General features: G+C 67.1%; 25 protein-coding genes and 1 pseudogene. 17 read left to right on the forward strand and 9 right to left on the reverse strand.

Going from position 1 to position 23,901, the window contains the following annotated elements:
- Nucleotides 1–6: 6 nt before the first annotated feature.
- Both G6N54_RS15195 and exaC read right to left on the reverse strand, forming a co-directional pair.
- Nucleotides 7–495 (reverse strand): DUF779 domain-containing protein, encoded by a 489-nt coding sequence (locus G6N54_RS15195; protein WP_163790845.1) that lies wholly within the window; start codon nt 493–495, stop codon nt 7–9.
- Nucleotides 495–2,018 carry an acetaldehyde dehydrogenase ExaC gene (exaC, locus tag G6N54_RS15200; protein WP_163790846.1) on the reverse strand — a complete coding sequence of 508 codons (1,524 nt, stop codon included), beginning with the start codon at nt 2,016–2,018 and terminating at the stop codon, nt 495–497. Before exaC ends, G6N54_RS15195 begins: the two co-directional genes overlap by 1 nt.
- A 92-nt stretch (nt 2,019–2,110) precedes the next feature.
- Here exaC and G6N54_RS15205 point away from each other — a divergent pair.
- The 11 genes and pseudogenes from G6N54_RS15205 to G6N54_RS15255 all read left to right on the forward strand — a co-directional run bounded on the left by G6N54_RS15205 (nt 2,111) and on the right by G6N54_RS15255 (nt 13,257).
- Nucleotides 2,111–4,136, forward strand: a pseudogene (locus G6N54_RS15205) (prolyl oligopeptidase family serine peptidase).
- 61 nt (nt 4,137–4,197) lie between these two features.
- A complete protein-coding gene (locus G6N54_RS15210; RefSeq protein ID WP_232072842.1) occupies nt 4,198–4,452 on the forward strand; it encodes a hypothetical protein in 255 nt (84 codons plus the stop codon).
- A gap of 14 nt (nt 4,453–4,466) precedes the next feature.
- A complete protein-coding gene (locus tag G6N54_RS15215; protein WP_163790847.1) occupies nt 4,467–5,387 on the forward strand; it encodes a crotonase/enoyl-CoA hydratase family protein in 921 nt (306 codons plus the stop codon).
- A gap of 63 nt (nt 5,388–5,450) precedes the next feature.
- The gene (locus G6N54_RS15220; protein WP_163790848.1) at nt 5,451–5,903 is read left to right on the forward strand and encodes a DUF5078 domain-containing protein; all 453 of its coding nucleotides are present in this window, start codon (nt 5,451–5,453) and stop codon (nt 5,901–5,903) included.
- Between the two features lie 177 nt (nt 5,904–6,080).
- Entirely contained in the window at nt 6,081–7,826 is a 1,746-nt protein-coding gene (locus G6N54_RS15225; protein ID WP_163790849.1) for a cytochrome c biogenesis protein DipZ, read from the forward strand.
- A 56-nt stretch (nt 7,827–7,882) separates the two neighbouring features.
- Nucleotides 7,883–9,184, forward strand: a complete 1,302-nt coding sequence (locus G6N54_RS15230) for an NAD(P)/FAD-dependent oxidoreductase (RefSeq protein ID WP_163790850.1) — start codon at nt 7,883–7,885, stop codon at nt 9,182–9,184.
- Entirely contained in the window at nt 9,178–9,888 is a 711-nt protein-coding gene (locus tag G6N54_RS15235; protein WP_163790851.1) for a DUF1365 domain-containing protein, read from the forward strand. Before G6N54_RS15230 ends, G6N54_RS15235 begins: the two co-directional genes overlap by 7 nt.
- On the forward strand, nt 9,885–11,156 hold the full coding sequence (locus G6N54_RS15240; RefSeq protein ID WP_163790852.1) for a class I SAM-dependent methyltransferase: 1,272 nt from the start codon (nt 9,885–9,887) through the stop codon (nt 11,154–11,156). Before G6N54_RS15235 ends, G6N54_RS15240 begins: the two co-directional genes overlap by 4 nt.
- The gene (locus G6N54_RS15245; RefSeq protein WP_163790853.1) at nt 11,153–11,950 is read left to right on the forward strand and encodes a DUF1295 domain-containing protein; all 798 of its coding nucleotides are present in this window, start codon (nt 11,153–11,155) and stop codon (nt 11,948–11,950) included. Before G6N54_RS15240 ends, G6N54_RS15245 begins: the two co-directional genes overlap by 4 nt.
- 45 nt (nt 11,951–11,995) lie before the next feature.
- Complete coding sequence (locus G6N54_RS15250) at nt 11,996–12,559, forward strand: sigma-70 family RNA polymerase sigma factor (protein ID WP_163790854.1); 564 nt, start codon at nt 11,996–11,998, stop codon at nt 12,557–12,559.
- A complete protein-coding gene (locus G6N54_RS15255) occupies nt 12,556–13,257 on the forward strand; it encodes an anti-sigma factor (RefSeq protein WP_163790855.1) in 702 nt (233 codons plus the stop codon). Before G6N54_RS15250 ends, G6N54_RS15255 begins: the two co-directional genes overlap by 4 nt.
- Here the strand turns inward: G6N54_RS15255 and G6N54_RS15260 are convergent.
- From G6N54_RS15260 to G6N54_RS15270, 3 genes are read right to left on the reverse strand one after another with little or no spacing between them, the layout of a single operon-like run.
- On the reverse strand, nt 13,254–14,102 hold the full coding sequence (locus G6N54_RS15260) for a hypothetical protein (protein WP_163790856.1): 849 nt from the start codon (nt 14,100–14,102) through the stop codon (nt 13,254–13,256). The genes G6N54_RS15255 and G6N54_RS15260 overlap by 4 nt on opposite strands.
- 9 nt (nt 14,103–14,111) lie before the next feature.
- On the reverse strand, nt 14,112–14,627 hold the full coding sequence (locus G6N54_RS15265; protein WP_163790857.1) for a mycothiol transferase: 516 nt from the start codon (nt 14,625–14,627) through the stop codon (nt 14,112–14,114).
- Nucleotides 14,628–14,637: 10 nt separating this feature from the next.
- Nucleotides 14,638–15,018 (reverse strand): VOC family protein, encoded by a 381-nt coding sequence (locus G6N54_RS15270; RefSeq protein WP_163790858.1) that lies wholly within the window; start codon nt 15,016–15,018, stop codon nt 14,638–14,640.
- A 45-nt stretch (nt 15,019–15,063) separates the two neighbouring features.
- Between G6N54_RS15270 and G6N54_RS15275 the strand changes: the two genes are divergently transcribed.
- From G6N54_RS15275 to G6N54_RS15285, 3 genes are read left to right on the forward strand one after another with little or no spacing between them, the layout of a single operon-like run.
- Entirely contained in the window at nt 15,064–16,803 is a 1,740-nt protein-coding gene (locus G6N54_RS15275) for an N-acyl-D-amino-acid deacylase family protein (RefSeq protein WP_163790859.1), read from the forward strand.
- A 38-nt stretch (nt 16,804–16,841) separates the two neighbouring features.
- Entirely contained in the window at nt 16,842–17,681 is an 840-nt protein-coding gene (locus G6N54_RS15280) for a PPE family protein (protein WP_163790860.1), read from the forward strand.
- Between the two features lie 31 nt (nt 17,682–17,712).
- A complete protein-coding gene (locus tag G6N54_RS15285; protein WP_163790861.1) occupies nt 17,713–18,111 on the forward strand; it encodes a pyridoxamine 5'-phosphate oxidase family protein in 399 nt (132 codons plus the stop codon).
- Nucleotides 18,112–18,198: 87 nt separating this feature from the next.
- Here G6N54_RS15285 and G6N54_RS15290 read toward each other — a convergent pair whose 3' ends face one another.
- Entirely contained in the window at nt 18,199–18,513 is a 315-nt protein-coding gene (locus G6N54_RS15290; RefSeq protein ID WP_163790862.1) for a heme-binding protein, read from the reverse strand.
- 140 nt (nt 18,514–18,653) lie between these two features.
- Here G6N54_RS15290 and G6N54_RS15295 point away from each other — a divergent pair, with 140 nt between their 5' ends.
- Nucleotides 18,654–19,028 (forward strand): pyridoxamine 5'-phosphate oxidase family protein, encoded by a 375-nt coding sequence (locus tag G6N54_RS15295; RefSeq protein WP_163790863.1) that lies wholly within the window; start codon nt 18,654–18,656, stop codon nt 19,026–19,028.
- 76 nt (nt 19,029–19,104) lie between these two features.
- Here the strand turns inward: G6N54_RS15295 and groL are convergent, their stop codons facing one another.
- Both groL and G6N54_RS15305 read right to left on the reverse strand, forming a co-directional pair.
- Nucleotides 19,105–20,730: a chaperonin GroEL gene (gene groL, locus G6N54_RS15300; RefSeq protein ID WP_163790864.1), complete on the reverse strand. Its 1,626-nt coding sequence runs from the start codon at nt 20,728–20,730 to the stop codon at nt 19,105–19,107.
- A gap of 178 nt (nt 20,731–20,908) precedes the next feature.
- On the reverse strand, nt 20,909–21,475 hold the full coding sequence (locus G6N54_RS15305) for a TetR/AcrR family transcriptional regulator (RefSeq protein WP_163790865.1): 567 nt from the start codon (nt 21,473–21,475) through the stop codon (nt 20,909–20,911).
- Between the two features lie 109 nt (nt 21,476–21,584).
- Between G6N54_RS15305 and G6N54_RS15310 the strand changes: the two genes are divergently transcribed.
- Nucleotides 21,585–22,499, forward strand: coding sequence for an SDR family NAD(P)-dependent oxidoreductase (locus G6N54_RS15310; protein ID WP_163790866.1), 915 nt, complete (start codon nt 21,585–21,587; stop codon nt 22,497–22,499).
- 114 nt (nt 22,500–22,613) lie between these two features.
- Here G6N54_RS15310 and G6N54_RS15315 read toward each other — a convergent pair whose 3' ends face one another.
- Nucleotides 22,614–23,351, reverse strand: a complete 738-nt coding sequence (locus G6N54_RS15315; protein WP_163790867.1) for a M24 family metallopeptidase — start codon at nt 23,349–23,351, stop codon at nt 22,614–22,616.
- On the opposite strand from G6N54_RS15315, the gene G6N54_RS15320 reads away from it, so the two are divergent.
- Nucleotides 23,350–23,841, forward strand: coding sequence for a cupin domain-containing protein (locus G6N54_RS15320; protein WP_163790868.1), 492 nt, complete (start codon nt 23,350–23,352; stop codon nt 23,839–23,841). The two genes, G6N54_RS15315 and G6N54_RS15320, sit on opposite strands and share 2 nt — an antisense overlap.
- Nucleotides 23,842–23,901: the final 60 nt, after the last annotated feature.

Raw genomic sequence — 23,901 nt, forward strand, 5'->3', positions numbered from 1 at the left:
ACTGAGTCACGGACTACGAGTCGGGCACGTTTCCGGCACGGCTTTGTCAATTACCGGGCCCCTCGTCGACGGCCGTTCGCCCCCCTCGTACCCGGCACCGGTGATCACCGGCGCGGCTTCTAGCTGGACTTTCTCCTCGTCGGTGAAGACGCGGCCCCGGCTGAGAAACCGCACGCGCTCGGGTGCTTCGAGGCTGAATCCGCCGCCGCGCCCGGGCACCACGTCGATGACCAGCCGGGTGTGTTTCCAGGCCTGGTACTGCGGGCCCGAGATCCACACCGCGACGCCGTCGGCTCCCACGTCCAGCACGCCGAGCAAGACGTCGCGGTCACCGACGAGAAAGTCGCCGCACGGGTAACACATCGGCGACGAGCCGTCGCAGCATCCGCCGGACTGGTGAAACATCACCGGACCGTGGCGGTCCTGCAGACGAGCCAGCAATTCGGCGGCGGCAACCGTCATGACGACACCTGCTGGGGCCGCCGTGGCGCTCATCAGAAGAAGCCCTGCGCCTTGTCCGCGTAGGACACCAACAGGTTCTTGGTCTGCTGGTAGTGGTCGAGCGCCATCTGGTGGGTCTCGCGACCGAACCCGGACTGCTTGTAGCCGCCGAAGGCCGCGTGCGGCGGGTAGACGTGATAGCAGTTCACCCACACCCGGCCGGCCTTGATCGCGCGACCGGCGCGATAGGCGACATTGCCGTCGCGGCTCCACGCGCCGGCGCCCAGGCCGTAGAGGGTGTCGTTGGCGATGGCCATCGCGTCGTCGAAGTCGCTGAACGACGTCACCGTCACCACCGGCCCGAAAATCTCCTCCTGGAAGACACGCATCTTGTTGTTCCCGGAGAAGATCGTCGGCTGCATGTAGTAGCCGCCGGACAAGTCACCGCCGAGCTCGGCACGCTCACCGCCGGTGATCAGCTTGGCGCCCTCGCCCTTACCGATCTCGACGTAGGCCAAGATCTTTTCCAGCTGATCGTTGGAGGCCTGCGAACCGACCATGGTCTCGGTGTCCAGCGGGTCGCCTTGCCGGACCGCCTTGGTCCGGATCGCGACCAGCTCCAGGAACTCGTCGTGAATCTCGGATTGGATCAGGCTGCGCGACGGGCAGGTGCACACCTCGCCCTGGTTGAAGGCGAACATCGTGAAGCCTTCGAGCGCCTTGTCCTGGAAATTGTCGTTGGCGGCCATCACGTCGGAGAAGAAGATGTTGGGGCTCTTGCCGCCGAGCTCGAGCGTGACCGGGATCAGGTTCTGCGACGCGTACTGCATGATCAGCCGGCCCGTCGTGGTCTCCCCGGTGAACGAGACCTTGGCGATCCGGTCGCTAGACGCCAGCGGCTTGCCGGCCTCGACGCCGAAGCCGCTGACGATGTTGACCACACCCGGCGGGATCACGTCACCGATCAACGACATCAGGTAGAGGATCGACGCCGGCGTCTGTTCAGCGGGCTTGAGCACCACGGTATTGCCGGCGGCCAGCGCCGGCGCCAGCTTCCAGGCGCCCATCAGAATCGGGAAGTTCCACGGGATGATCTGCCCGACGACACCGAGCGGCTCGTGGAAGTGGTAGGCGACGGTGTCGTCGTCGATCTGCGACAGCGAACCCTCCTGGGCGCGGATCGCCGCGGCGAAATACCGGAAATGATCGGCGGCCAGCGGGATGTCGGCCGCCAGCGTCTCGCGGATCGGCTTGCCGTTGTCCCAAACCTCGGCAAGGGCCAGCGAATCCCGGTTCGCCTCAATGCGATCGGCGATCTTGTTCAACACCGCGGCCCGCTCCGCCGGCGACGATTTACCCCACGCCGGAGCGGCCGCGTGCGCGGCGTCGAGCGCCTTGGTGACGTCGTTCTGGTCGGAGCGCGCCACCTCGCAAAACGTTTGGCCGGTCACCGGCGTCGGGTTCTCGAAGTAGAGGCCCTTGGCGGGCGCGACCCACTCACCCCCGATGAAGTTGTCGTACCGCGACTCGTACGACATCAGAGCCCCGGCCGAACCGGGGCGTGCGAAGACGGTCATTTGCTCGACTCCCGTTCTGCTTCACCTGTTATACAGCTCACACTACCGCTGGGGCCACAATGGCTGCCATGACAGCAGAGGTTGGCTGACCCATGACAGCAGACGGTGCTGCGGACGACAACGACCCGTACCTGTGGCTCGAGGAGGTCACCGCCGAGGAGGCGCTGGATTGGGTGCGCGCGCAACGAACCGACGATCGCGCAGTTCTGCGGGGCGGACTTCGAGCGGATGCGCGCCGAGGCGCTGGAAGTGCTCGACACCGATGCCCGCATCCCGTACGTCCGTCGCCGCGGCGAGTACCTGTACAACTTCTGGCGCGACGCGGCCAACCCCCGCGGGTTATGGCGGCGCACCACGCTGGACAGCTATCGCAGCGACTCCCCCGAATGGGACGTGCTGATCGACGTCGACGAACTCGGCCGTGCCGACGACGAGAAGTGGGTGTGGGCCGGCGCCTCGGTGATCGAACCGGAGTTCACCCGCGCGCTGGTCAACCTGTCCCGCGGCGGCTCGGACGCGGTGATCGTGCGCGAATTCGACATGCTCACACGCGAATTCATCCCCGACGGGTTCACACTCGGCGAAGCCAAGTCGCAGATCGGCTGGGAGGATCCGGATACGGTGCTGGTCGGTACGGATTTCGGTGCCGATTCGCTCACCGAATCCGGATACCCGCGCATCGTCAAGCGCTGGCGGCGCGGCACCCCGTTGAGCCAAGCGGAAACGATATTCGAGGGGACCCGCGCGGACGTCAGCGTGTCAGGGAGCGCCGATCGGACGCCGGGCTTCGAACGCACCTTCGTCGGTCGCTCGGTCGACTTCTGGAACGAAGAGACCTACGAGGTACGCGGGTCGGAACTGATCCACATCGACGTACCCAGTGACGCGAGCGTATCGGTACATCGCGAATGGCTGCTGATCGAGCTGCGCACCGATTGGTCCGTCGGCAACGCGACTTATCGCGCCGGGTCGCTGCTGGCGGCCCACTACGATGAATTTCTTTCCGGGACAGGCGATTTACGTGTGGTCTTCGAGCCCGACGAGCACACCTTTCTGCACCAAAGCGCGTGGACCCGCGACCGGCTGCTGCTCGTCACGTTGGTCGACGTCGCCAGCCGGGTCGAAATCGTCACACCCGGCACCTGGCAGCGCGAGCCCATCGCCGGGATCCCGCCGGCGACCCACACGGTGATCGTGGCCGCCGACGATACGGGTGATGAATTCTTCTTGGCTTCAAGCGGATTCGATATGCCCTCGCAGTTGGTGCGCAGCACGGATGCCGAACACCTGGAAGCCATCAAGTCCGCGCCGGCGTTCTTCGATGCCGAAAACCTGGGCGTGCAGCAGTATTTCGTGCCGTCGAAGGACGGCACCGAGATTCCGTACTTCGTGGTGCGATCACGAGACGCCAAAGCACCCGGACCCACCCTGTTGGGCGGTTACGGCGGATTCGAGTCCTCGAAGACACCCGGGTACGGCGGGGTGCTGGGCCGGCTGTGGCTAGCCCGCGGCGGCACTTACGCGATGGCCAACATCCGCGGCGGCGGCGAGTACGGGCCGGGCTGGCACACCCAGGCGATCCGCGAGGGCCGGCACAAGGTCGACGAGGATTTCGCGGCGGTGGCAGACGATCTGGTGCGCCGGGGCATCACGACCGTCGAGCAGCTGGGCGCGCAGGGCGGCAGCAACGGCGGGCTGCTGATGGGCATCATGCTGACCAAGTACCCGGAGAAATTCGGCGCCTTGGTCTGCGACGTCCCGCTGCTGGACATGAGGCGCTACCACCTGCTGCTGGCCGGCGCGTCGTGGGTCGCGGAGTACGGCGACCCCGACAACCCGAACGACTGGGAGTTCATCTCCAAATATTCTCCCTACCAAAACATTTCGTCGACGCGCGACTATCCGCAGGTGCTGTTCACCACCTCCACCCGCGACGACCGGGTGCACCCGGGCCACGCCCGCAAGATGGTGGCGGCGCTGCAGGCCGCGGGCCATCGGGTCTGGTTGTACGAGAACATCGAGGGCGGGCACGCCGGCGCCGCCGACAACGAGCAAGCCGCGTTCAAGGCGGCCCTGAGTTTTTCGTTCCTATGGCGGACGCTGGGAGGCCACGCATGAAAATCCTCGACATGATCGAACTCGCCATGGTGATCGCGGGCCTGATCCTGATCGGTGCCGGGTGGGCACAGGCGCGTTTCGCTTCATCGCCCAGCGCCGCAAGGCCCGGTACTTCTACTGGGGGACGTCGGCGCTCGGCATCGTCTTGTTCGGCTTCGGAACGGGGCAACTGTGGCCGAACGCCGTGATCACGACGCTGATCTTCAGCACGCTCGTGCTGGGATCGGCCTACTTCACGACGCCGTATCTGAAGATCGGCGACCAGATCCACGCCTCCACTCCGGAAAACCGGGAGCCCGACCCGCCGGTCGAGTAGCGCACACTGGGGCCATGTCCGTATCCAAGACCGACTTCGAGACGCTGCTGTACAAGACCGCCGGTCCGGTCGCGACCATCACACTGAACCGCCCCGAGCACCTCAACACGATCGTGCCGCCGATGCCCGACGAGATCGAGGCCGCCATCGGCCGGGCCGAGCGGGATCCGGGAGTCAAGGTCATCGTGCTGCGTGGTGCCGGCCGGGCCTTCTCCGGCGGCTACGACTTCGGCGGCGGCTTCCAGCATTGGGGCGAGACCATGATGACCGACGGCCAGTGGGATCCGGGCAAGGACTTCGCGATGGTCAGCGCTCGCGAGACCGGGCCCACGCAGAAGTTCATGGCCATCTGGCGGGCGTCCAAGCCGGTGATCGCGCAGGTGCACGGCTGGTGTGTCGGTGGCGCCAGCGACTACGCGCTGTGTGCCGACATCATCGTGGCCAGCGAAGACGCCGTGATCGGCACCCCGTACAGCCGGATGTGGGGGGCCTACCTGACCGGCATGTGGTTGTACCGGCTCAGCCTGGCCAAGGCCAAGTGGCACTCGCTGACCGGCCGGCCGCTGACCGGGATCCAGGCCGCCGAGATCGAGCTGATCAACGAGGCGGTGCCGTTCGAGCGCCTCGAGGCGCGGGTCGCCGAGATCGCGGCCGAGCTGGCGCAGATCCCGTTGTCGCAGCTGCGGGCGCAAAAACTGATCGTCAACCAGGCCTACGAGAACATGGGCCTGGCCTCCACCCAAACACTGGGCGGCATCCTGGACGGCCTGATGCGCAATACTCCCGACGCTCTCGACTTCATCCACACGGCCGAAACCCAGGGGGTACGGGCCGCGGTGGAGCGCCGCGACGGCCCGTTCGGCGACTACAGCCAGGCCCCGGCTGACCTGCGGCCCGATCCGTCACACGTTATCGTCCCTGATGGCGAAGCCTAGTAAGCCGGACTAAAAGGTGACCAAGGCTCCCCGCGGGCTTTCCGAAGTGCTACCGTTATCTTCATGTCTCGGCTGAGTTCGTGGGCGCGCGCAGGCGCCGTTTTCCTTGCAATGGGTATGGCCGCTGTGACCTTCCCGACGACCGCATCCGCGGACTCCACGGAGGACTTCCCAATCCCCCGCCGGATGATCAACACCACTTGCGACGCCGAGCAGATACTCGCGGCCACCCGGGACACCAGCCCGGTGTACTACCAGCGGTACATGATCGACTTCAACAACCACCCGAACGTCCAGCAGGCGACGATCGACAAGGCGCACTGGTTCTTCTCGCTGTCGCCGCAGGACCGCCGCGGCTATTCGGAGAACTTCTACGCTCCAGTCTCGGACCCGCTGTGGGTGGCCTGGCCCAACCACATGAAGGTTTTCTTCAACAACAAGGGTGTTGTCGCCAAGGCGACCGACGCCTGCGCGCAGTACCCGGCCGGCGACATGTCGGTGTGGAACTGGGCGTAGTTTTCCGCACTCATCAATTGACCCCGGGCCCGGCCCGGGGTCAATTGCGTTTCGTCCCCCGTTGGGAGGACAACCGATTCATCCGTTGTCAGGCCACTCGGTGGGCGTTTGGTGGGCGGTGATGAGAGTCGTCAGCGTTGAACCAATCCGTCACCCCGGTCGTCTCGAATAACACGTATGAACACCATTGCGCTCATCGGCTTGCTTGGCGGCCTGATCACCGGCATCTCGCCGTGCATCCTGCCGGTGCTCCCGGTGATTTTTCTGTCCAGCATGGACGGCGGGACCAAGGCAAGCAGCCGTGGCTTGAACCCGGCGATGCGCCCGTACTTGGTGATCGCGGGGTTGGTGTGCAGCTTCAGCCTGGCCACCCTGATCGGGTCGGCGCTGCTCTCGGCTCTGCATCTGCCGCAGGACGCCATCCGCTGGACCGCCCTGGTGGTGCTGACCCTGATCGGTCTGGGATTGATCTTCCCGCCGCTGCAACACCTGATCGAGCGGCCGTTCGCCGCTCTCCCGCAACGCCAAAAAGGCAGCAGCACAGACGGTTTCGGTTTGGGTCTGACATTGGGCGCATTGTACGTACCGTGCGCGGGGCCGGTACTGGCCGCGATCGTGGTCGCGGGAGGCACGACGTCGCTGGGGCCCGCGACCTTCGTGTTGACCGCGACGTTCGCGCTCGGCAACGCGATACCCCTGTTGGCTTTCGCGCTGGCCGGACGCCAGGTCTCGCAACGCGTTACGGCGTTCCGTCGCCGACAGCGCCTCATTCAGATCGTCGGCGGGGTCATGATGATCGTGCTCGCGGTGGCGCTGGTCTTCAACCTGCCGGCGATGCTGCAGCGCGCCGTGCCCGATTACACGACGGCGATGCAGAATCGGCTCGGCGCCAACGATATTCAACGTTCGCTGATCACGAGCCGCCCAGCGGGCCCGACCACCGGTAGCGTGCTGGAGCTGAATCAGGGTAACTCGAGCAGCAGCGGGCTACCGACCAACTGCACCGACGGCGCCACCGAACTGCAGGAGTGCGGGCAGGCACCCGCCATCACCGGCATCACCGAATGGCTCAACACCCCGGACGGCAAACCGCTCGACCCCGCCGCGCTGCGCGGCAAGGTGGTGCTGATCGACTTCTGGGCCTACTCCTGCATCAACTGCCAACGCGCCATCCCACATGTCGTCGATTGGTACAACCGATATCGCGACAGCGGCTTGGTGGTCGTCGGGGTGCACACCCCCGAGTACGCCTTCGAGCGGGTCGCCGGCAACGTGGCCAGCGGTGCTGCCGGGCTGCACATCGACTACCCCATCGCGCTGGACAACGACTACGCGACCTGGAACGCGTTCAATAACATGTACTGGCCGGCCGAGTACCTGATCGACGCCAAAGGAACGCTGCGGCACACCAAGTTCGGCGAAGGCGACTACAACGACACCGAGAAACTGATCCGCCAACTGCTGGTCGACGCCAATCCGAACGCCGCGCTGGCGGCGCCGGTCAACGGGGCCGACACCACCCCGAAGACCAACCTCACCCCCGAGACCTACCTGGCGCCCGACAAGGCCACCACCTACGGGGGAGACGGCAGCTACCAGGCGGGCAGCACCGGGTTCAACTTCCCGGCGCAGCTGGCAAACGACAAATTCGCCCTGCGTGGCCGGTGGACCCTGGACGACCAGGGCATCACTGCCGAGAGCGACGACGACGCGATCCGGCTGAACTACACGGCCAAGAACGTCTTCGTCGTCGTCGGCGGCACCGGAACCATCACGACGACCCGCGACGGCAAGACCACCACCACACCGATCGGCGGCGTTCCCACGCTGCACGAAATCGTGTCCGATGGCGGCGCGCACCGCGATCAGCTCGACCTGCAAGTGAGCAAGGGCCTGCAGGTGTTCTCGTTCACTTTCGGTTAGAGATCTGTAAGCGCGCAGCACCCCATCCGCCAGCTCCGTGGCTACGAATAAGGACCGTGGACTCGTCACACACACGGTCGGTTGCCGTCATTGGCAGCGGCGTGGCCGGCCTCACCGCCGCCTACGTCCTGTCCGGCCGCGACCGCGTCACCCTGTACGAAGCCGACGCGCGGCTCGGCGGTCACGCGCACACCCATTTCGTGGACGACGGCGGCCGGGTGATTGGCGTCGACTCGGCGTTCCTGGTGCACAACGACCGGACGTATCCGACGCTGTGCCGCCTGTTCAGCGAACTCGGGGTGACCACTCAGGAGTCCGAGATGTCGATGTCGGTGCGCGCCGACGAGATCGGGCTCGAATACGCCGGCGCGCTGGGCGCCAGTGGGTTGTTCGCGTGTAAACAGTCGCTGCGCCCACGCTACTTGCGGATGCTTGCCGAGATCACCCGCTTCCACCGCGCCGCGGCGCGGCTACTGCGCGAGGAGAGCTCCGAGCCGGAAGACGCCGAGACGCTGGACTCCTTCCTGCGCCGGCACCGCTTCTCGCCGTATTTCATCGACTATTTCATCACCCCGCTGGTGGCAGCCGTATGGTCGTGTGCCGGCGACGACGCCCTGCGCTACCCGGCTCGCTACCTGTTCGTCTTCCTCGACCACCACGGCATGCTGTCGGTGTTCGGCTCCCCCACCTGGCGCACCGTGACCGGGGGCTCGGCGCACTACGTTCAGGCCGTTGCGGCCCGGCTCGCCGAGGTGTCGACCGGAACGCCGGTGAACTCGCTACGGCGGGTACGCGACGGCGTGTGGGTGCAGGCGGGCAGCAACGCGCCGCGGCTGTTCGACGCGGCGGTCGTCGCCGTGCATCCCGACCAGGCGCTGCTGCTGCTCGACGATCCGAATCCGTGGGAGCGCGCGGTGCTGGGCGCGATCCCGTACTCGACCAACCAGGCGCAGCTGCACACCGACGAATCGGTGCTCCCCCGGCGTCGCCGGGCGCGCGCATCGTGGAATTACCTGGTTACCCCCGGGAAGGACCATGTCGTAGTCAGCTATGACGTCAGCAGACTCATGCGGCTGGATGGGAACCGCCGGTACCTGGTGACCCTGGGCGGCCACGACATCGTCGATCCGGCCTCGGTGATCGCCGAAATGACTTACGACCATCCGCTATACACGCCCGAATCCGTTGCGGCACAGGCATTATTGCCGACCCTCGACAGCGACCGGGTGGCCTTCGCGGGCGCCTATCACGGCTGGGGTTTCCACGAAGACGGCGCCGCCTCCGGCCTGGCCGCGGCACGGCACCTCGGTGCGGATTGGCCGACGGCGACCCGCTGCGAGGCGGTGGCGCGATGCTGACGGCGACGAAGACGCCCGCGATCTACCGCACCACGATCAGTCATTCACGGCAGGCCCCGGTGCGACACGCGTTCGAATACCGAAGCTACAGCTGGTATGTCGACGTCGACGAGCTGCCGCGGCTGCCCTGGTGGCTACGACCGTTCGCCCGGTTCCGCGCCTCGGATCACTTCGACAATCAGCAGCAGGGCTCGCTGCGGGACCGGCTGGGCGCGTTCTTCGCCGATCGGGGTCTGCCTGCCCCCGAGGGCCGCATCACCGCGCTGCTGCAAGCACGGGTGTTCGGCTACGTCTTCAACCCGCTCAGCGTCTTTTGGTGCCACGACCGCGAGGGCCGGCTGCGTCACGTGATCGCCGAGGTGCACAACACCTACGGCGGGCGTCACGCCTACCTGTTACCCCCGGCCGACCTGCCGGTGGTCACCGAGAAGAAGTTCTACGTCTCGCCGTTCAACGCGGTCGACGGCTACTACCTGGTGCGAGCACCACGGCCGGACAACGAAGTCGACATCACCATCGAGCTGCGCCGCGACCGCCAGCCCGCGTTCGTGGCCAACATGCGCGGACAGCGGCGACCGGCGACCGCCGGGCAAGTCGCGATCATGCAAATCGTTTCGCCACTGGCACCGCTGGTGGTGGCCGTACGCATCCGAATTCAGGGGATCAAACTGTGGCTACGTCGAGTTCCGTTGGTACCGAGATGACTGTATCGACCATCCGAAATCTTTCGGCGGCAATCGATTTCAATCGCTGGCCGGCGATCGCGGAGGTCCCGTCCGGGCCCGTGAGTGCGGTCGCGGCCGTCGCCGCCGATCGGCTGCTGCGGCGCGCGGCCGCACGCCTGCCGATGCGGGTGGCCTACCCCGACGGCACCGTCGTCGGTGCGGCCGACCGGACGGCACCGACCCTGGTTGTCCACCAGCCCGAGGCGATGGCACGCCGCATCGGGCGCCACGGCCTGATCGGGTTCGGCGAGTCCTACATGGCCGGCGAGTGGTCCTCGGATGACCTGCCCGCGGTGTTGACGGTATTCGCCAGCTCGGTGGGCGATCTGGTGCCGCGCCCGTTGCAATGGCTGCGCCCGGCCGCACCGGCCTTCCGCCCGCGATGGTGGGGCGCTAGCCGAGATCGGGCCCGGCGCAACATCTCCGAGCATTACGACCTGTCCAACGACATGTTCGCCGAATTCCTCGACGAGACGATGACATACTCCTGCGCGCTGTTCGACCGGCTGCCCGCCTCGGCGGCGGATCTGGCCACCGCGCAGGAACGCAAGATCGACCGGCTGCTCGACATCGCCGGCGTCCACCAGGGCAGCCGGGTGCTCGAAATCGGCACCGGGTGGGGAGAGCTGTGCATCCGCGCGGCCACGCGCGGAGCAGAGGTCCGCTCGGTCACCCTGTCGGTCGAGCAGCAACAGCTCGCGCAGCTTCGGGTTGCCGCGGCAGGGCTATCCGACAAGGTGGTGATCGACCTCTGCGACTACCGCGACGTCGACGGCGTCTACGATGCGGTGGTGTCGGTCGAGATGATCGAGGCGGTGGGATTCCATGCGTGGCAACGGTATTTCGCCACGCTCGAACGGCTGGTGCGACCGGGCGGGCGAGTGGCGATCCAGGCGATCACGATGCCGCACACCCGAATGATGGCCAGCCGCAACACGCACACCTGGATTCAGAAGTACATCTTCCCGGGTGGCCTGCTGCCGTCCACCCGGGCCATCTCCGCGATCACCGAGCGCCGCACCGGCTTACGCACGGTCGACATGACCTCGCTGCGCCCGCACTACGCCGAGACGCTGCGGATCTGGCGTGAACAGTTCCTCAAGCAGCGAGACCGGTTGGCGCAGTTGGGCTTCGACGAGGTGTTCCAGCGGATGTGGGAGCTGTACCTGGCGTATTCGGAGGCGGGCTTCCGGTCGGGGTACTTGAATGTCTACCAGTGGACGTTTGCGCGCGAGGGGTACCGATGAGCAACGTGAGCTGGGTGCAGAATCTGGCCGAGGTGTCCGGCGCCTCGGTTTTGGTTCTAGCCGTGGTGCATTCGGTCGCGTTCACCATCGGCAGGCGCATCGGCCGCTACAACGTCGTCGACGTGGCGTGGGGCATCGGCTTCGTCGCGATCGCCGCCGTCGCCGCGGCACTCGGCCAAGGCGCGGAGATCCGGCGCTGGCTGCTGCTGGCGCTGGTGACGATCTGGGGCGCGCGGCTGAGCTGGCACATCCACCGCAAGACGGCCGGCAAGGGCGAGGATCCGCGCTATGCCGCGATGTTGCGCCACGCCACGACCGCAACGGTGGTGCGCAAAGTCTTTGTGCTGCAGGCGTTGATCACCTGGTTCGTCTCCTTCCCCCTGCAACTCTCGGCGGTGACCGGACCCACCCCGACACCCCTCACCGCGGCGCTGGGTGTCACGGTGTGGTTGGTGGGGATCACCTTCGAAGCGGTGGGCGACCGGCAGCTGGCGGTGTTCAAGTCCGACCCGGCCAATCGGGGCGTGGTGATGGACCGTGGCCTGTGGGCGTGGACGCGTCACCCCAACTACTTCGGCGACGCCACCGTGTGGTGGGGGCTGTGGCTGATCACCCTCAACAGTTGGTGGTCGTTGGCGACCGTAGGCTCGCCCCTGCTGATGACGTACTTCCTGGTTTACGTGACCGGTGCCCGGCTGACCGAGAAATTGATGGCCGGCCGGCCCGGCTTCGCGGAATATCAGCAAAGAACCGCGTGTTTTGTCCCACGACCACCGCGGCCGGCACGGCGGTAACCGCCGACCGATGCGGCCAGGTCGGGAGGAATAGGCTACTCGACAATGACCGGATTGCCGCAGCTGAGCAGCGACCTGGATCAGTTGCTGCGCGAGGTCGCGCGTGGCGACACCCAGGCTTTCGCCGCCGTCTACGACCTGACCAAGAGCCGGGTGTTCGGGCTGGTGATCCGGGTGCTGCGCGACGCCGGCTACAGCGAGGAAACCACCCAGGAGATCTATCTCGAGGTGTGGCGCTCGGCGTCCGAATACGACTCGGCTCGAGGCTCGGCCCTGTCCTGGCTGCTGACCATGGCGCATCGGCGCGCCATCGACCGGGTGCGCTCCGAGGAAGCCGGCAGCCGCCGCGAGTCGCGCTACGGTGCGGCCAATGTGGACACCGACCACGATGTGGTCGCCGACTCGGCGATCGCCGGTGACGAGCAGCGCCGGGTGGCCGACTGTCTGGGATCGCTGACCGACGCCCAGCGGCAGTGCATCGAGCTCGCCTACTACGGCGGACTGACCTATACCGAGGTGTCGCAGCGGCTGGCCGCCAACCTGTCGACGATCAAATCCCGCATTCGCGACGCGCTGCGCGGGCTGCGTAACTGCCTGGACGTGCCATGACCGAACCCACCGACTTCGAGCTGCTCGAGCTGGCCACGCCGTATGCCCTGCACGCGGTGTCCGACGAGGAGCGCGCCGACATCGACCGGCGGATCGCGACCGCGCCGGCGTCGATCGGGACGGCCTTCGCCGAGGAAGTCCGCGCCGTGCGCGAAACGATGGCCGTCGTCTCGGCCTCGACCATCACCGAACCGCCGGCGCATCTGCGGGCCACCGTGCTGGCCCTGGCCACTCCGCGTCGTCAGAAGAGCCAAAATCGTTGGCGCACAACAGCATTGATATCCGTCGCGGCGGCGATCGTGGCGGGGCTGACGGCGTTCGGCGTGCAGACGCTGTTGCGCCCGGCGCCGACGCAGTCGGTGGCCGCGCGGGTGATGGCGGCCCCGGACGTGCGGACGGTGTCGCGCCCGCTGGCCAACGGGACGGCCACGGTGGTGTTCTCCCGCGACCGCGGCGCCGGAGTGCTGGTGATGAACAATGTGCCGCCACCGACTCCCGGCACCGTCTATCAGATGTGGTTGATCGACGCCAACGGCCCGACGTCCGCCGGCACGATGAACACCGCGGCCGTCTCGCCCTCGACGACGGCGACGCTGAGCAACCTCGGAAAGTCGACCGCCCTGGCGTTCACCGTCGAACCCGGCACGGGCTCCCCACAGCCGACCAGCCCGATCTTGGCGACCCTGCCGCTGAGCTAAGCCTTCTTCCTGAACAGGCTGCCCAGCACCGCGACGATCACGCCGAAGACCACCAGGCCCGCGCCGGCGGCCAAGGTCAGGATCAGCCAGTCCCGCATTCCGAGTTCGGCGGTGCGCACCATGGCGTCGGCGATCTGGCGGATGTCGCCCGTGGTGCGATTCAGCGCGTCGTTGACGTAGCGGGCACCGACCTGCAAGCCGGCCCAGCCGGCAGCCCCGACCAGCAGCGCCGAGACACCGAGGGCGGTCAGCGCCCTGCCGCGGCGCCGCGCGGCGAGCAGCGTCAGCAGCGCGCACGCCCCGCACGCCGCGACCGCACCGAGGCTCGCCCACCTGCCCCAGGCGGGAACCCGGCTGAGTTCTCCCTGCTGCAGCGAATGCGGCACCGACGCAGTCAGCGGAACGGTCAGGGTGGCGGGCGCCTGCACGTTGTGTTCGGCCAGGATCTGCTGAAACGCAGGGTCGTTGAGCATCGGGGCGATGTCGATCGCCCAGGAATCTCCGGATTCCGCATCGGCGAACAGCCAGCGGTGCGCGGCCCGGTTCGCCGTGGCGAACATCGGCGGGAAGGCCGGGCCGGCCGTGTATGCGGCGGCCGCGTCATGCACTTGCGCGCTGTCGACCGGATAGCGTCCGCCGCCGTGCTGGGCGATCAGCGTCATCGTCCGGGTGGTGAGCTCGCCGGCCATCGCGGACTGCAGGACGGGCTCGCCCGCCGCCTTCTGCGCCAACGCCGCGTAGCCGTTCTCGTCGACGAGGTTGAGCTGCACCCATGCCACGGGGGCCGCCACGGCTAGCGCGACCGTGGTGGCGAGCCACAGCGTCAGCGTCGCAAGGAATCGCACGCCGTCAATCTACGACGCGATGCCCCGAACGTAGGCGGCTTGGCCGAGGTGCTGGGCGCAGTCGTCGATGATGCTCACCAACCGCGCGCTGGCCGTCACCGGCGGCTCCCAATTGGTGTCGACGACGCGGGACAACTCGTCGGCGGTGACGCCGGCGATGTACTCACACGAAAGCTTGTGCACCGCGTGGTAGTAGCCGGACAGCAGGTCGGCGGGGGCGCGCACCTTCGCGACGTCCGCGGCGCTGTGGCCGTAGCCGGTGTCGCGGCGCGGCAGGTCCAGCGCGAAGCGGTCGACCCAGCCGTCTCGGGTCCAGACCTCCTCGACGCCGGCCACGTGGGCCAGCTGGATGTCCTGCACCCGGGCGCTGTGCCAGATCAGCCAGGCGATGGTGTTGGCGTCCGGCGCCGGTCGATAGTTGGACAGCTCGTCAGTCAGTCCCTCGGTGAGCTCGTCGACGTGTTCGATCAACCGGGTGAACGCATCACGGAGTAACTCGCGGGCGGCAGCATCGGTATCCGACATACCAACGACACTACGAGCCCGAAGAAGCGCCGTGGTAGACCGCTTCGACGTTGTTGCCGTCCGGATCGCGCACGAACGCACCGAAGTAGCCGGGGTGATATTCCGGCCACAACCTGGGCTCGTGGAGCGACTCGGCACCCAGTCCCAGCGCCGCCTCGTGGAACGCCCGCACGGCATTTTCGTCGGCGGCCGCAAAAGCGATGTGGTTCTCCCGATTGGATCCCATTTCGGCCCCCTGGGCGATCCAAAATGCCGGCTTGCCGTCACGGCCGTATCCGATGGCCTCACCGAAATCCAGCTGCCGGGAGTAACCCAGGACCGCCAGCACGGTGTCGTAGAAAGTCTGGGATTTCGGGTAGTCAGCGCAGTTGATACCGATGTGGTCGATCACGAATTGATCGTGGCACGACTTCCGGCACGGTCGTAGATTGAGTAGGTGATCTATGACCTTCTGCTTCGCAATGGCACGATCGTCGACGGGCTGGGGGGTGAGCCGTACGTCGGCGACGTCGGGGTAACCGGCGGGGTCATTACCGCGGTCGGTTCCGACGGCATTCTCAGCGGCGAGACCGCAGAGCGCGAGATCGACGCGACCGGCCTGCTGATCACGCCGGGCTTCGTCGACCTGCACACGCACTACGACGGCCAGTCCATCTGGTCGGAGCGCCTGACCCCCTCCTCGGCGCGCGGGGTGACCACCGTGGTGATGGGTAACTGCGGCGTCGGGTTCGCGCCATGCCGTCAGGAAGACCACGACGTGCTCGTCGACGTGATGGCTGGGGTCGAAGACATCCCGGGCGTCGTGATGACCGACGGCCTGCCGTGGAGCTGGGAGACCTTCCCCGAGTACCTCGACGCGCTGGAATCGGGCCGGCGTGACATCGACGTGGCCGCCTATCTTCCGCATTCGCCGCTGCGGGTCTACGTGATGGGCCAGCGCGGCGCCAACCGCGAAGCGGCCACCGCCGACGACCTGGCGAAGATGCGGGCGCTGGCCAAGGAGGCCATGGAGGTCGGGGCGCTGGGCTTCGCGTCGTCGCGGCTGACCATCCACAAGACCGAAAGCGGTTCGCCCATCCCGAGTTACGACGCCGCCCGCGAGGAGATCGATGAAATCGCCAAGGGCGTCGTCGACGGCGGCGGCGGGCTGCTGCAGTTCGTGCCCGACATTCCGGCCGGTGGCTACCAGCCGGTGCTGCAGACGGTGTTCGACGTTGCCGAGGAGGTCGGACTGCCGGTCACCTTCACTCTGGTCGTCGCCAACGCCGGCGACCCGACGTGGCCCGACGCGATCAACATGGTCGAGAAGGCCAACGCCGCCGGCGGCGACATCACTGCCCAGCTGCTGCCGCGCCCGATCGGGTTGATCATCGGGCTGCAGCTCACCGCCAACCCGTTCGTGCTGTACCCCAGCTACCAGGAGATCGCGCATCTGCCGCTGGCCGAGCGGGTCGCCGAGATGCGCAAGCCCGAGGTCCGCGCCCGCATCCTGGCCGACAAGCCCGGCGAGGGGCACCCGATCCTCTACGTCGCGCAGATGTGGGACTGGATCTTCCCGCTCGGCGAGAACCCCAACTACGAGCCGGACCCGGCGGACAGCATCGGCGCCCGGGCCAGGGCCCGCGGGGTGAACCCGATGGAGGAGGCCTACGACCGGCTACTCGACGACGACGGCCGCGCCATGCTCCTGGTCGCGACTAGCAACATGGAGCGCAACACGCTGAACACCGTCGGCGAGCTGCTGCACCGCGACCACGTAGTGCTCGGCCTCGGCGATGGCGGCGCCCACTACGGGATGATCTGCGACGCCAGCTACTCGACGTTCTTCCTGACGCACTGGGCGCGGGACCGGGCATCCGGGCGCTTCTCGGTTCCCGAGGCCGTCCGCGAGCTGACGTCGGTTCCGGCCCGGGTCGCCGGGCTGGCCGATCGCGGCCGAATCGCGGTCGGATACAAGGCCGATCTCAACGTGATCGACCACGCCGCGCTGCGCCTGCACAAGCCGGTGATCACCTACGACCTGCCCGCCGGTGGGCGCCGCCTGGACCAGACCGCGGACGGCTATGTCGCTACGATTGTGTCCGGTGAGGTGATCGCCGAAAACGGCAAACCCACCGATGCACGCCCCGGAAAGCTGGTCCGCGGACGCCAAACCGCGCCTGCACCCGCGCCATAACGCCACGAAGAAGGGCCCGTCCCGGTTAAGTTATTGCAGTGACGAGCCCGCATTTTGCGTGGTTGCCGCCAGAGATCAATTCGGCCCTCCTTTACGCCGGTCCTGGATCGGCGCCGCTGCATGCTGCTGCGGAAGCCTGGGATGGGCTAGCCGAGAACCTGACCTCGTCCGCATCTTCGTTCTTCTCCGTCGCATCGGATCTGGCCAACGGGTCATGGCAGGGCCCGTCAGCCACCGCGATGCTGGCCGTCGCGACCCAATACGTGAGCTGGCTCAAGGCGGCGGCGGCCCAGGCCGAAGCGACCTCCAGCCAGGCCTCGGCCATCGCGGGCGCGTTCGAGACGGCACTGTCGGCCACGGTGCAGCCGGCGGTGGTCAACGCCAATCGCGCCTTGGTGCGGGCATTGGCGTCGCAGAACCATCTGGGGCAGAACGCCCCCACGATCATGGACATCGAGTCCGCCTACGAGCAGATGTGGGCCACCGACGTGGCGGCGATGTCCGGGTATCACGCCGACGCGTCCGCGGCCGCCGAGCAGATGGCGCCGTGGCAGAACGTGATGCAAAACCTCGGCATGCAGTTCAACAACGGCGACCTGATCTTCGGGCCGCACTCGGGCACCGGGAACTTGGCGCACCACATCAACACGCTGGCCAACCTCGATCACACCGGCAGCCATGTCGGGTCCTGGCTGACCGACGCTCCGGGTACCGGATTCGCCCATGCCGTCACGAGCGGCCCGAGTTCGGCCGACCTCAGTGCGAGCCTGCTCAACTCGCCGACCGCGGGCACGGGTTTCAACCCGGGCACTGCGAACCTGGGCCTGCTCAACAACCTGGGCTCGGGCACCATCCCGACGGGTTTGACGGCGGACTGACGATTCGCCGGCGGCGCCTATCCTCGAGAGCATGCGCACGAAGAAGAGGGTGGACCTGGAGAAGCTGGCCGCCGCCCTGCCCGACTACCCGTTCGCGTACCTGATCACCGTCGACGACGGATACCGCGTGCATACCGTGACGGTCGAACCGCGGCTGCGCGACGGGTCCGTCCTCGACGTCGGTCCGATCGGCGGGCGCACCCGCGAAAACCTCACCCAGCGCGGCGATGTCACGCTGCTGTGGCCGCCGCGCGAGCCGGGCGGCTATTCGCTGATCGTCGACGGTCGTGCCGATGTCGACGAATCCGGCTCCGAGACGGTCCGGTTGGATGTGGTGCCTACCCGCGCCCTGCTGCACCGCGACGCCGACTCCGCCACCGCGGCCAAAGGCGAGCTGCACGACTGCGTGGTGTTCTCGCTGCCGGCCTGACCTCGTACGGTCGTTCGCGGTAGCCGCGTCGCGACCGTCTGCTGCGCAAGCTTGGTGAGAGCCGCGCGGATAACCTGCCGGTCCCGCCTAGCCGGACAGCGCGTTGAACAAGGCCGCCAATTGATCGGGCGACACCGAGTTGTTGCATTGGCTGCGCAGGTCGAGCAAGGGCTGCGCGATACCCTTCAGCTCCAACGCCTCGCCGGGATGACTGAGGAAGTAGCCACGCACGGACGACTTCGCGTCGGCGGGCGATTGGTTGACCGCTGCGGTCAGCACATTGTTGGCATCGGGATGGCCGTCGAGGTATCCGCTCGCCGCGTTGAGAACCCCGCTGGCGGTGGCGGCGACCCCGCTCGCCGAGCACGGATCGGGTGCGGCACCCGCGGTCGGCGCGATCATGAGGCACGCAACGCTACCGGGGATCACTCCAAGAACTGTGCGCCATAACAATTTGCTCACTGCGTGGTCCCTTCGTCCCGAACTGCTCGAATGTTCAGTACACCAATTACCCACATCGCTCGTCGCCGTATCCTCGCGTCATGAGCGTGAAAGTGGATCTCGATCAACTGGCCGGCGCGCTGGCCGACTTCACGTTCGCCTACCTGATCACCTTCGGCGACGGCCGTCACGCGCACGCCGTGGCGGTGGATCCGATGCTCATCGACGGCGTGTTCGAAGCCGGCTCCATCGGGAACAGCACGCGCAACAACATCGCCCGGCACGACGCGATCACGCTGGTCTGGCCGCCGCGCGAACCGGGCGGCTACTCGCTGATCGTCGACGGCACGGGTCTGATCGGTGACGACGCGCTGCGAGTGGTGCCGAGTCGCGCGGTCCTCCACCGCAAGGCGGGGCCGGGGGCGGTGACCAAACCCGGCTGCAAGGACGACTGCCTGCGCCTAGAGCAGTCCTGACACACGAAAAAGCCCGGACCACTGGGGTTTCCAGGGGCCGGGCTTCTTCAGTGAGTCGGGCGTTTCCGCTCTGGACTTAGAAGTCCATACCGCCCATGCCACCGGTCGGGTCGCCCACAGGAGCGGCGGCCTTCTCCGGCTTGTCGGCCACGACGGCCTCGGTGGTCAAGAACAGCCCCGCGATGGACGCCGCGTTCTGCAGCGCCGAACGGGTCACCTTGACCGGGTCGGCAACGCCCGCCTTCAGCAGGTCCTCGTACTCACCGGTGGCGGCGTTCAGGCCGGTGCCGGCCTTCGAGTTGCGCACCTTCTCGGCGACAACACCGGGCTCCAGCCCAGAGTTGAAGGCGATCTGCTTCAGCGGAGCCTCGAGCGCCACGCGGACGATGTTGGCACCAGTGGCCTCGTCACCCTTGAGCTTGAGCTCCTCGAGGGCCGGGGCCGCCTGCAGCAGGGCCACGCCACCACCGGCGACGATGCCCTCCTCGACGGCGGCCTTGGCGTTGCGGACCGCGTCCTCGATACGGTGCTTGCGCTCCTTGAGCTCCACCTCGGTGGCAGCTCCGGCCTTGATCACCGCAACACCGCCGGCCAGCTTGGCCAGGCGCTCCTGCAGCTTCTCGCGGTCGTAGTCGGAGTCGCTGTTCTCGATCTCGGCACGGATCTGGGCCACCCGGCCGGCGATGGCGTCCGGGTCACCGGCGCCCTCGACGATGGTGGTCTCGTCCTTGGTGATGACCACCTTGCGGGCCTTGCCGAGCAGCGAGATGTCGGCGGTCTCCAGGGAGAGGCCGACCTCTTCGCTGACGACCTGACCACCAGTGAGGATGGCCATGTCCTGCAGCATCGCCTTGCGGCGGTCGCCGAAGCCGGGGGCCTTGACCGCCACCGACTTGAAGGTGCCGCGGATCTTGTTCACGACCAGGGTGCTCAACGCCTCGCCCTCGACGTCCTCGGCGATGATCAGCAGCGGCTTGCCGCCCTGGATGACCTTCTCCAGCAGCGGCAGCAGGTCCTTGACGGTCGACACCTTGGAGCTGACCAGCAGGATGTAGGGGTCCTCCAGGACGGCTTCCTGACGCTCGGCGTCGGTGACGAAGTAGCCCGAGATGTAGCCCTTGTCGAACCGCATGCCCTCGGTGAGCTCGAGCTGCAGGCCGAAGGTGTTGGACTCCTCGACGGTGATGACGCCCTCGTTGCCGACCTTGTCCATCGCCTCGGCGATCAGGTCACCGATCGACTGGTCGCCCGCCGAGATGCCCGCGGTAGCAGCGATCTGCTCCTTGGTCTCGACGTCCTTGGCCGACTTCAGCAGGGTCTCGGTGATCTTCTCGACGGCCTTCTCGATGCCGCGCTTGAGGCCCAGCGGGTTGGCGCCGGCCGCGACGTTACGCAGACCCTCTTTGACGAGCGCCTGGGCGAGCACCGTGGCCGTCGTCGTGCCGTCACCGGCGACGTCGTCGGTCTTCTTGGCGACTTCCTTGACCAGCTCGGCGCCGATCTTCTCGTATGGGTCCTCCAGCTCGATCTCCTTGGCGATGGACACACCATCGTTGGTGATCGTGGGAGCGCCCCACTTCTTCTCCAGGACGACGTTGCGGCCCTTGGGGCCCAACGTCACCTTTACCGCGTCGGCGAGGCTGTTCAGACCCCGCTCGAGGCCGCGACGGGCCTCTTCGTCGTACGCAATTGTCTTGACCATTGCGAAGTGATTCCTCCGGATTGGGGATGACACGTTCTGGCCGGGCGCAGTGCCCGCGACGGACGACCACAGCTGTCTAAGGGCTTGGCCTCACCGTCCCGACCTAGCACTCGCGAGTCGCGAGTGCCAACGTCATTCTTAGCACTCGCCTATGCCGAGTGCAAGAAGACCCCGGCCGCTATCGCCCAGCGCGTAAACCGTCGACGACGACGTCGGTGACCCGTTCGGCCAACTCGGCGTTGTAGGCCTCCATCGCTTGGCAGCCGACCAGGATCGTCTTCAGCTCGCGCACGCCGATGTCGGGCCGCGCGGTGCCCGCCTGCTGCGCGGCGCGCAGCAGCTCGTCGAGCAGCACCAGGAAGGCGTCCTCGGCGTTGGGCGCGACCGCCGCGACGTCGATGCCGAAGCCGGCCAGGGCGTCGACCAAGCCGCGGTCCGCCGCGCCCCACTGCAGCACCAGCGAGCGCAGGTAGGCGAAGAGCGCATCGCCAGGACCGGCGGATTCCAGTAGGGCGTGTCCGTCGTCGACCAGGTGCTGCATGCGGTCCTCGATCACCGCCTGGAACAGCGCCTCCTTGGTCGGAAAGTGTCGATAGACGGTGCCTGCCCCGACGCCCGCGCGTCGGGCGATCTCGTCGATCGGCACCGACAGGCCCTCGGCGGCGAAGGTGTCATAGGCGACTTCCAGCACGCGCGCCCGGTTTCGCGCCGCGTCGGCACGCATCCGACGTTCGGGCTGCGCCATCTATGTCACCAGCCAATCCCAATTGACATTGCAAAACGGGGCGCACGTTCCGTATAGCGAAGTCAACCGGAGCGATCGCCCCGTTTATTTTACTAGTAAGGAGTTTGGCATGGTCAAGTGGACAGCAGCGGACATTCCCGACCAAAGGGGCCGCGTTGCCGTCATCACCGGAGCCAACACCGGTTTGGGCTACGAGACCGCGGCCGCGCTCGCCGAGCACGGCGCCCACGTGGTGCTGGCGGTGCGCAATCTCGACAAGGGCAAGCAAGCCGCCGCCCGCATCATCGACCGGAGTCCGCACGCCGACGTCGCGCTGCAGGAACTCGACCTGACGTCGCTGGCGTCGGTCCGGGCTGCCGCGGAGGAGCTGCGGTCCGCACACGACCGCATCGACATGCTGATCAACAACGCGGGCGTGATGTGGACGCCGAAGCGGACCACCAAAGACGGCTTCGAGCTGCAGTTCGGCACCAACCACCTCGGCCACTTCGCCTTCACCGGCCTGCTGCTGGACCGGCTGCTGCCGGTCGCCGGGTCGCGCGTTGTGACCGTCAGCAGCATGGGCCACCGTATCCTCGTCGACATTCACTTCGACGATCTGCAATGGGAGCGCGGCTACAACCGGGTCGCGGCCTACGGGCAGGCCAAGCTGGCCAATCTGCTCTTCACCTACGAGCTGCAGCGACACCTGGCGCCGCTGGGCACAACGATCGCCGTGGCGGCTCACCCCGGCGGTTCGCGCACCGAGCTCACCCGCAACCTGCCGCCACTGCTCGAGCGCGTCGCGACTCCGACGTTCGGCCTGATCTCGCAGGATGCGGCCGCCGGCGCGCTGCCACAACTGCGCGCCGCCACCGACCCGGGCGTGCTGGGCGGGCAGTACTACGGACCCGACGGCTTCGGTGAACTGCGGGGCGCCCCGAAAGTGGTTGCATCCAGCGACAAGTCGCATGATCTCGAGCGGCAGCGCCGGTTGTGGACGGTCTCCGAGGAGCGCACCGGCGTGGTGTATCCGTTCGACTGAGGCAGATGGTGCCAACCCGCTGCGCCCGGCACACGCGCCGCGCTTGCGATCGGCACTACGGCAGATGGTGCCAACCCGCTGCGCCCGGCACACGCGCCGCGCTTGCGATCGGCACTACGGCAGATCGAGCAGCTGCTCGTAGAAGCCGCCAAAACCGCGCGGGCGGTCGACAAGATGGATCTCCAGGATCCAGTGGCAAGGCCGCCCGCCGGCGTCTGGGCGCCGTAGGGGCTTGTGCGAGCCGGGCGTGATGTACCACTGGGCGCCGTCGCCGGAGATTTTCTTGTGCGGGAACTCGCCCACCAGATGGCCGGCGATCGCGCTGCCCCACCCGAAACCCTCGGCGCCGGCGACGCCGACGACGTAGTCGAACAACTCGGCGCCGCTGACCTCGGGGTTATTGTCGAAGTAGTCACGCCCGGCCTGCCACACCCGCGGAAGCGCTTCGCGGACAGCACTTTTGGCCGGGTCGTCGCCGAGCACAAAGGTGCGCCCGAAGTCGGCCTCCCACTCCTCGAAGATGGGCCCCAGATCCAGGAACGCGATGTCGTCCGCGGCGATCACCCGGTCCGGCGGGTGTTCCTTGAAGGGCAGCAAGGTGTTCTCGCCGGCTCGCACTATCCGCCGGTGCCAATGCCGCGTCACGCCGAACATCTCGGCGGCCAAGTCGCGGATCTCGTCGGATAACGTCTTCTCTCCCTCGCCGGGGCGAATCATCGCACGTCGTTCGATCTCGTCGAACAGCTGAGCGGCCTTCGCTTGGGCGTCGAGGAGGCGCTCGACGCGCTCCTCTTCTCGCAACTCTTCGGGGGCCTCCACCCTCGCGATGCTAACTGGCAGTCTGGAAAGCATGTCCCTTGTCGTTCCGCCGTATCCGCCACCCCGCTACACCGCCGACGAGCCACAGGTCAGCGCCTGGCTCAAACGGGCCGACTCCCCGCCGGACTACGAGAACGCCGGCGTCAAATATCACTACCTCGCCAACCAGCGGGCCACCGCCGGCGACTACGGCCTGTACCGGGTCGACATCGCCCCGGCCGGCGGCGGTCCCCCGGCCCACTTCCACCGGGCCATGTCGGAGGCTTTCTTCGTGCTGTCGGGGACGATGAAGCTCTACGACGGCACCGACTGGACCGACGGCGGTCCGGGTGACTTCCTCTACGTCCCGCCCGGCGGAATCCACGGCTTCCACAACGAGGCCGACGAACCCGCGTCGATCCTGATGCTGTTCGCACCCGGCGCGCCGCGCGAGGCCTACTTCGAGGGCTTCGCCGCGCTGGCCGACATGACCGACGACGAACGCAGCGAGTGGTACATCCGGCACGACAACTACTGGATCTGACGCGGCGGGTCCGCGAGCAGACGCAGAATCGCGCTCACACCAACAAAATTGCGCGACTCT

The sequence above is a fragment of the Mycobacterium stomatepiae genome, assembly GCF_010731715.1.
GTDB classification, from domain to species: domain Bacteria; phylum Actinomycetota; class Actinomycetes; order Mycobacteriales; family Mycobacteriaceae; genus Mycobacterium; species Mycobacterium stomatepiae.

Bases quoted from the DNA above. Each gene is read 5' to 3' on its own strand.
- G6N54_RS15305 (WP_163790865.1), bottom strand. From the start codon at position 21,475: ATGGCGCAGCCCGAACGTCGGATGCGTGCCGACGCGGCGCGAAACCGG.
- G6N54_RS15240 (WP_163790852.1), top strand. From the start codon at position 9,885: ATGACTGTATCGACCATCCGAAATCTTTCGGCGGCAATCGATTTCAAT.
- G6N54_RS15195 (WP_163790845.1), bottom strand. From the start codon at position 495: ATGAGCGCCACGGCGGCCCCAGCAGGTGTCGTCATGACGGTTGCCGCC.
- G6N54_RS15320 (WP_163790868.1), top strand. From the start codon at position 23,350: ATGTCCCTTGTCGTTCCGCCGTATCCGCCACCCCGCTACACCGCCGAC.
- G6N54_RS15315 (WP_163790867.1), bottom strand. From the start codon at position 23,351: ATGCTTTCCAGACTGCCAGTTAGCATCGCGAGGGTGGAGGCCCCCGAA.
- exaC (WP_163790846.1), bottom strand. From the start codon at position 2,018: ATGACCGTCTTCGCACGCCCCGGTTCGGCCGGGGCTCTGATGTCGTAC.
- G6N54_RS15255 (WP_163790855.1), top strand. From the start codon at position 12,556: ATGACCGAACCCACCGACTTCGAGCTGCTCGAGCTGGCCACGCCGTAT.
- G6N54_RS15245 (WP_163790853.1), top strand. From the start codon at position 11,153: ATGAGCAACGTGAGCTGGGTGCAGAATCTGGCCGAGGTGTCCGGCGCC.
- G6N54_RS15310 (WP_163790866.1), top strand. From the start codon at position 21,585: ATGGTCAAGTGGACAGCAGCGGACATTCCCGACCAAAGGGGCCGCGTT.
- G6N54_RS15215 (WP_163790847.1), top strand. From the start codon at position 4,467: ATGTCCGTATCCAAGACCGACTTCGAGACGCTGCTGTACAAGACCGCC.
- G6N54_RS15285 (WP_163790861.1), top strand. From the start codon at position 17,713: ATGCGCACGAAGAAGAGGGTGGACCTGGAGAAGCTGGCCGCCGCCCTG.
- G6N54_RS15225 (WP_163790849.1), top strand. From the start codon at position 6,081: ATGAACACCATTGCGCTCATCGGCTTGCTTGGCGGCCTGATCACCGGC.
- G6N54_RS15250 (WP_163790854.1), top strand. From the start codon at position 11,996: ATGACCGGATTGCCGCAGCTGAGCAGCGACCTGGATCAGTTGCTGCGC.
- G6N54_RS15295 (WP_163790863.1), top strand. From the start codon at position 18,654: ATGAGCGTGAAAGTGGATCTCGATCAACTGGCCGGCGCGCTGGCCGAC.
- G6N54_RS15290 (WP_163790862.1), bottom strand. From the start codon at position 18,513: ATGATCGCGCCGACCGCGGGTGCCGCACCCGATCCGTGCTCGGCGAGC.
- G6N54_RS15265 (WP_163790857.1), bottom strand. From the start codon at position 14,627: ATGTCGGATACCGATGCTGCCGCCCGCGAGTTACTCCGTGATGCGTTC.
- G6N54_RS15235 (WP_163790851.1), top strand. From the start codon at position 9,178: ATGCTGACGGCGACGAAGACGCCCGCGATCTACCGCACCACGATCAGT.
- groL (WP_163790864.1), bottom strand. From the start codon at position 20,730: ATGGTCAAGACAATTGCGTACGACGAAGAGGCCCGTCGCGGCCTCGAG.
- G6N54_RS15220 (WP_163790848.1), top strand. From the start codon at position 5,451: ATGTCTCGGCTGAGTTCGTGGGCGCGCGCAGGCGCCGTTTTCCTTGCA.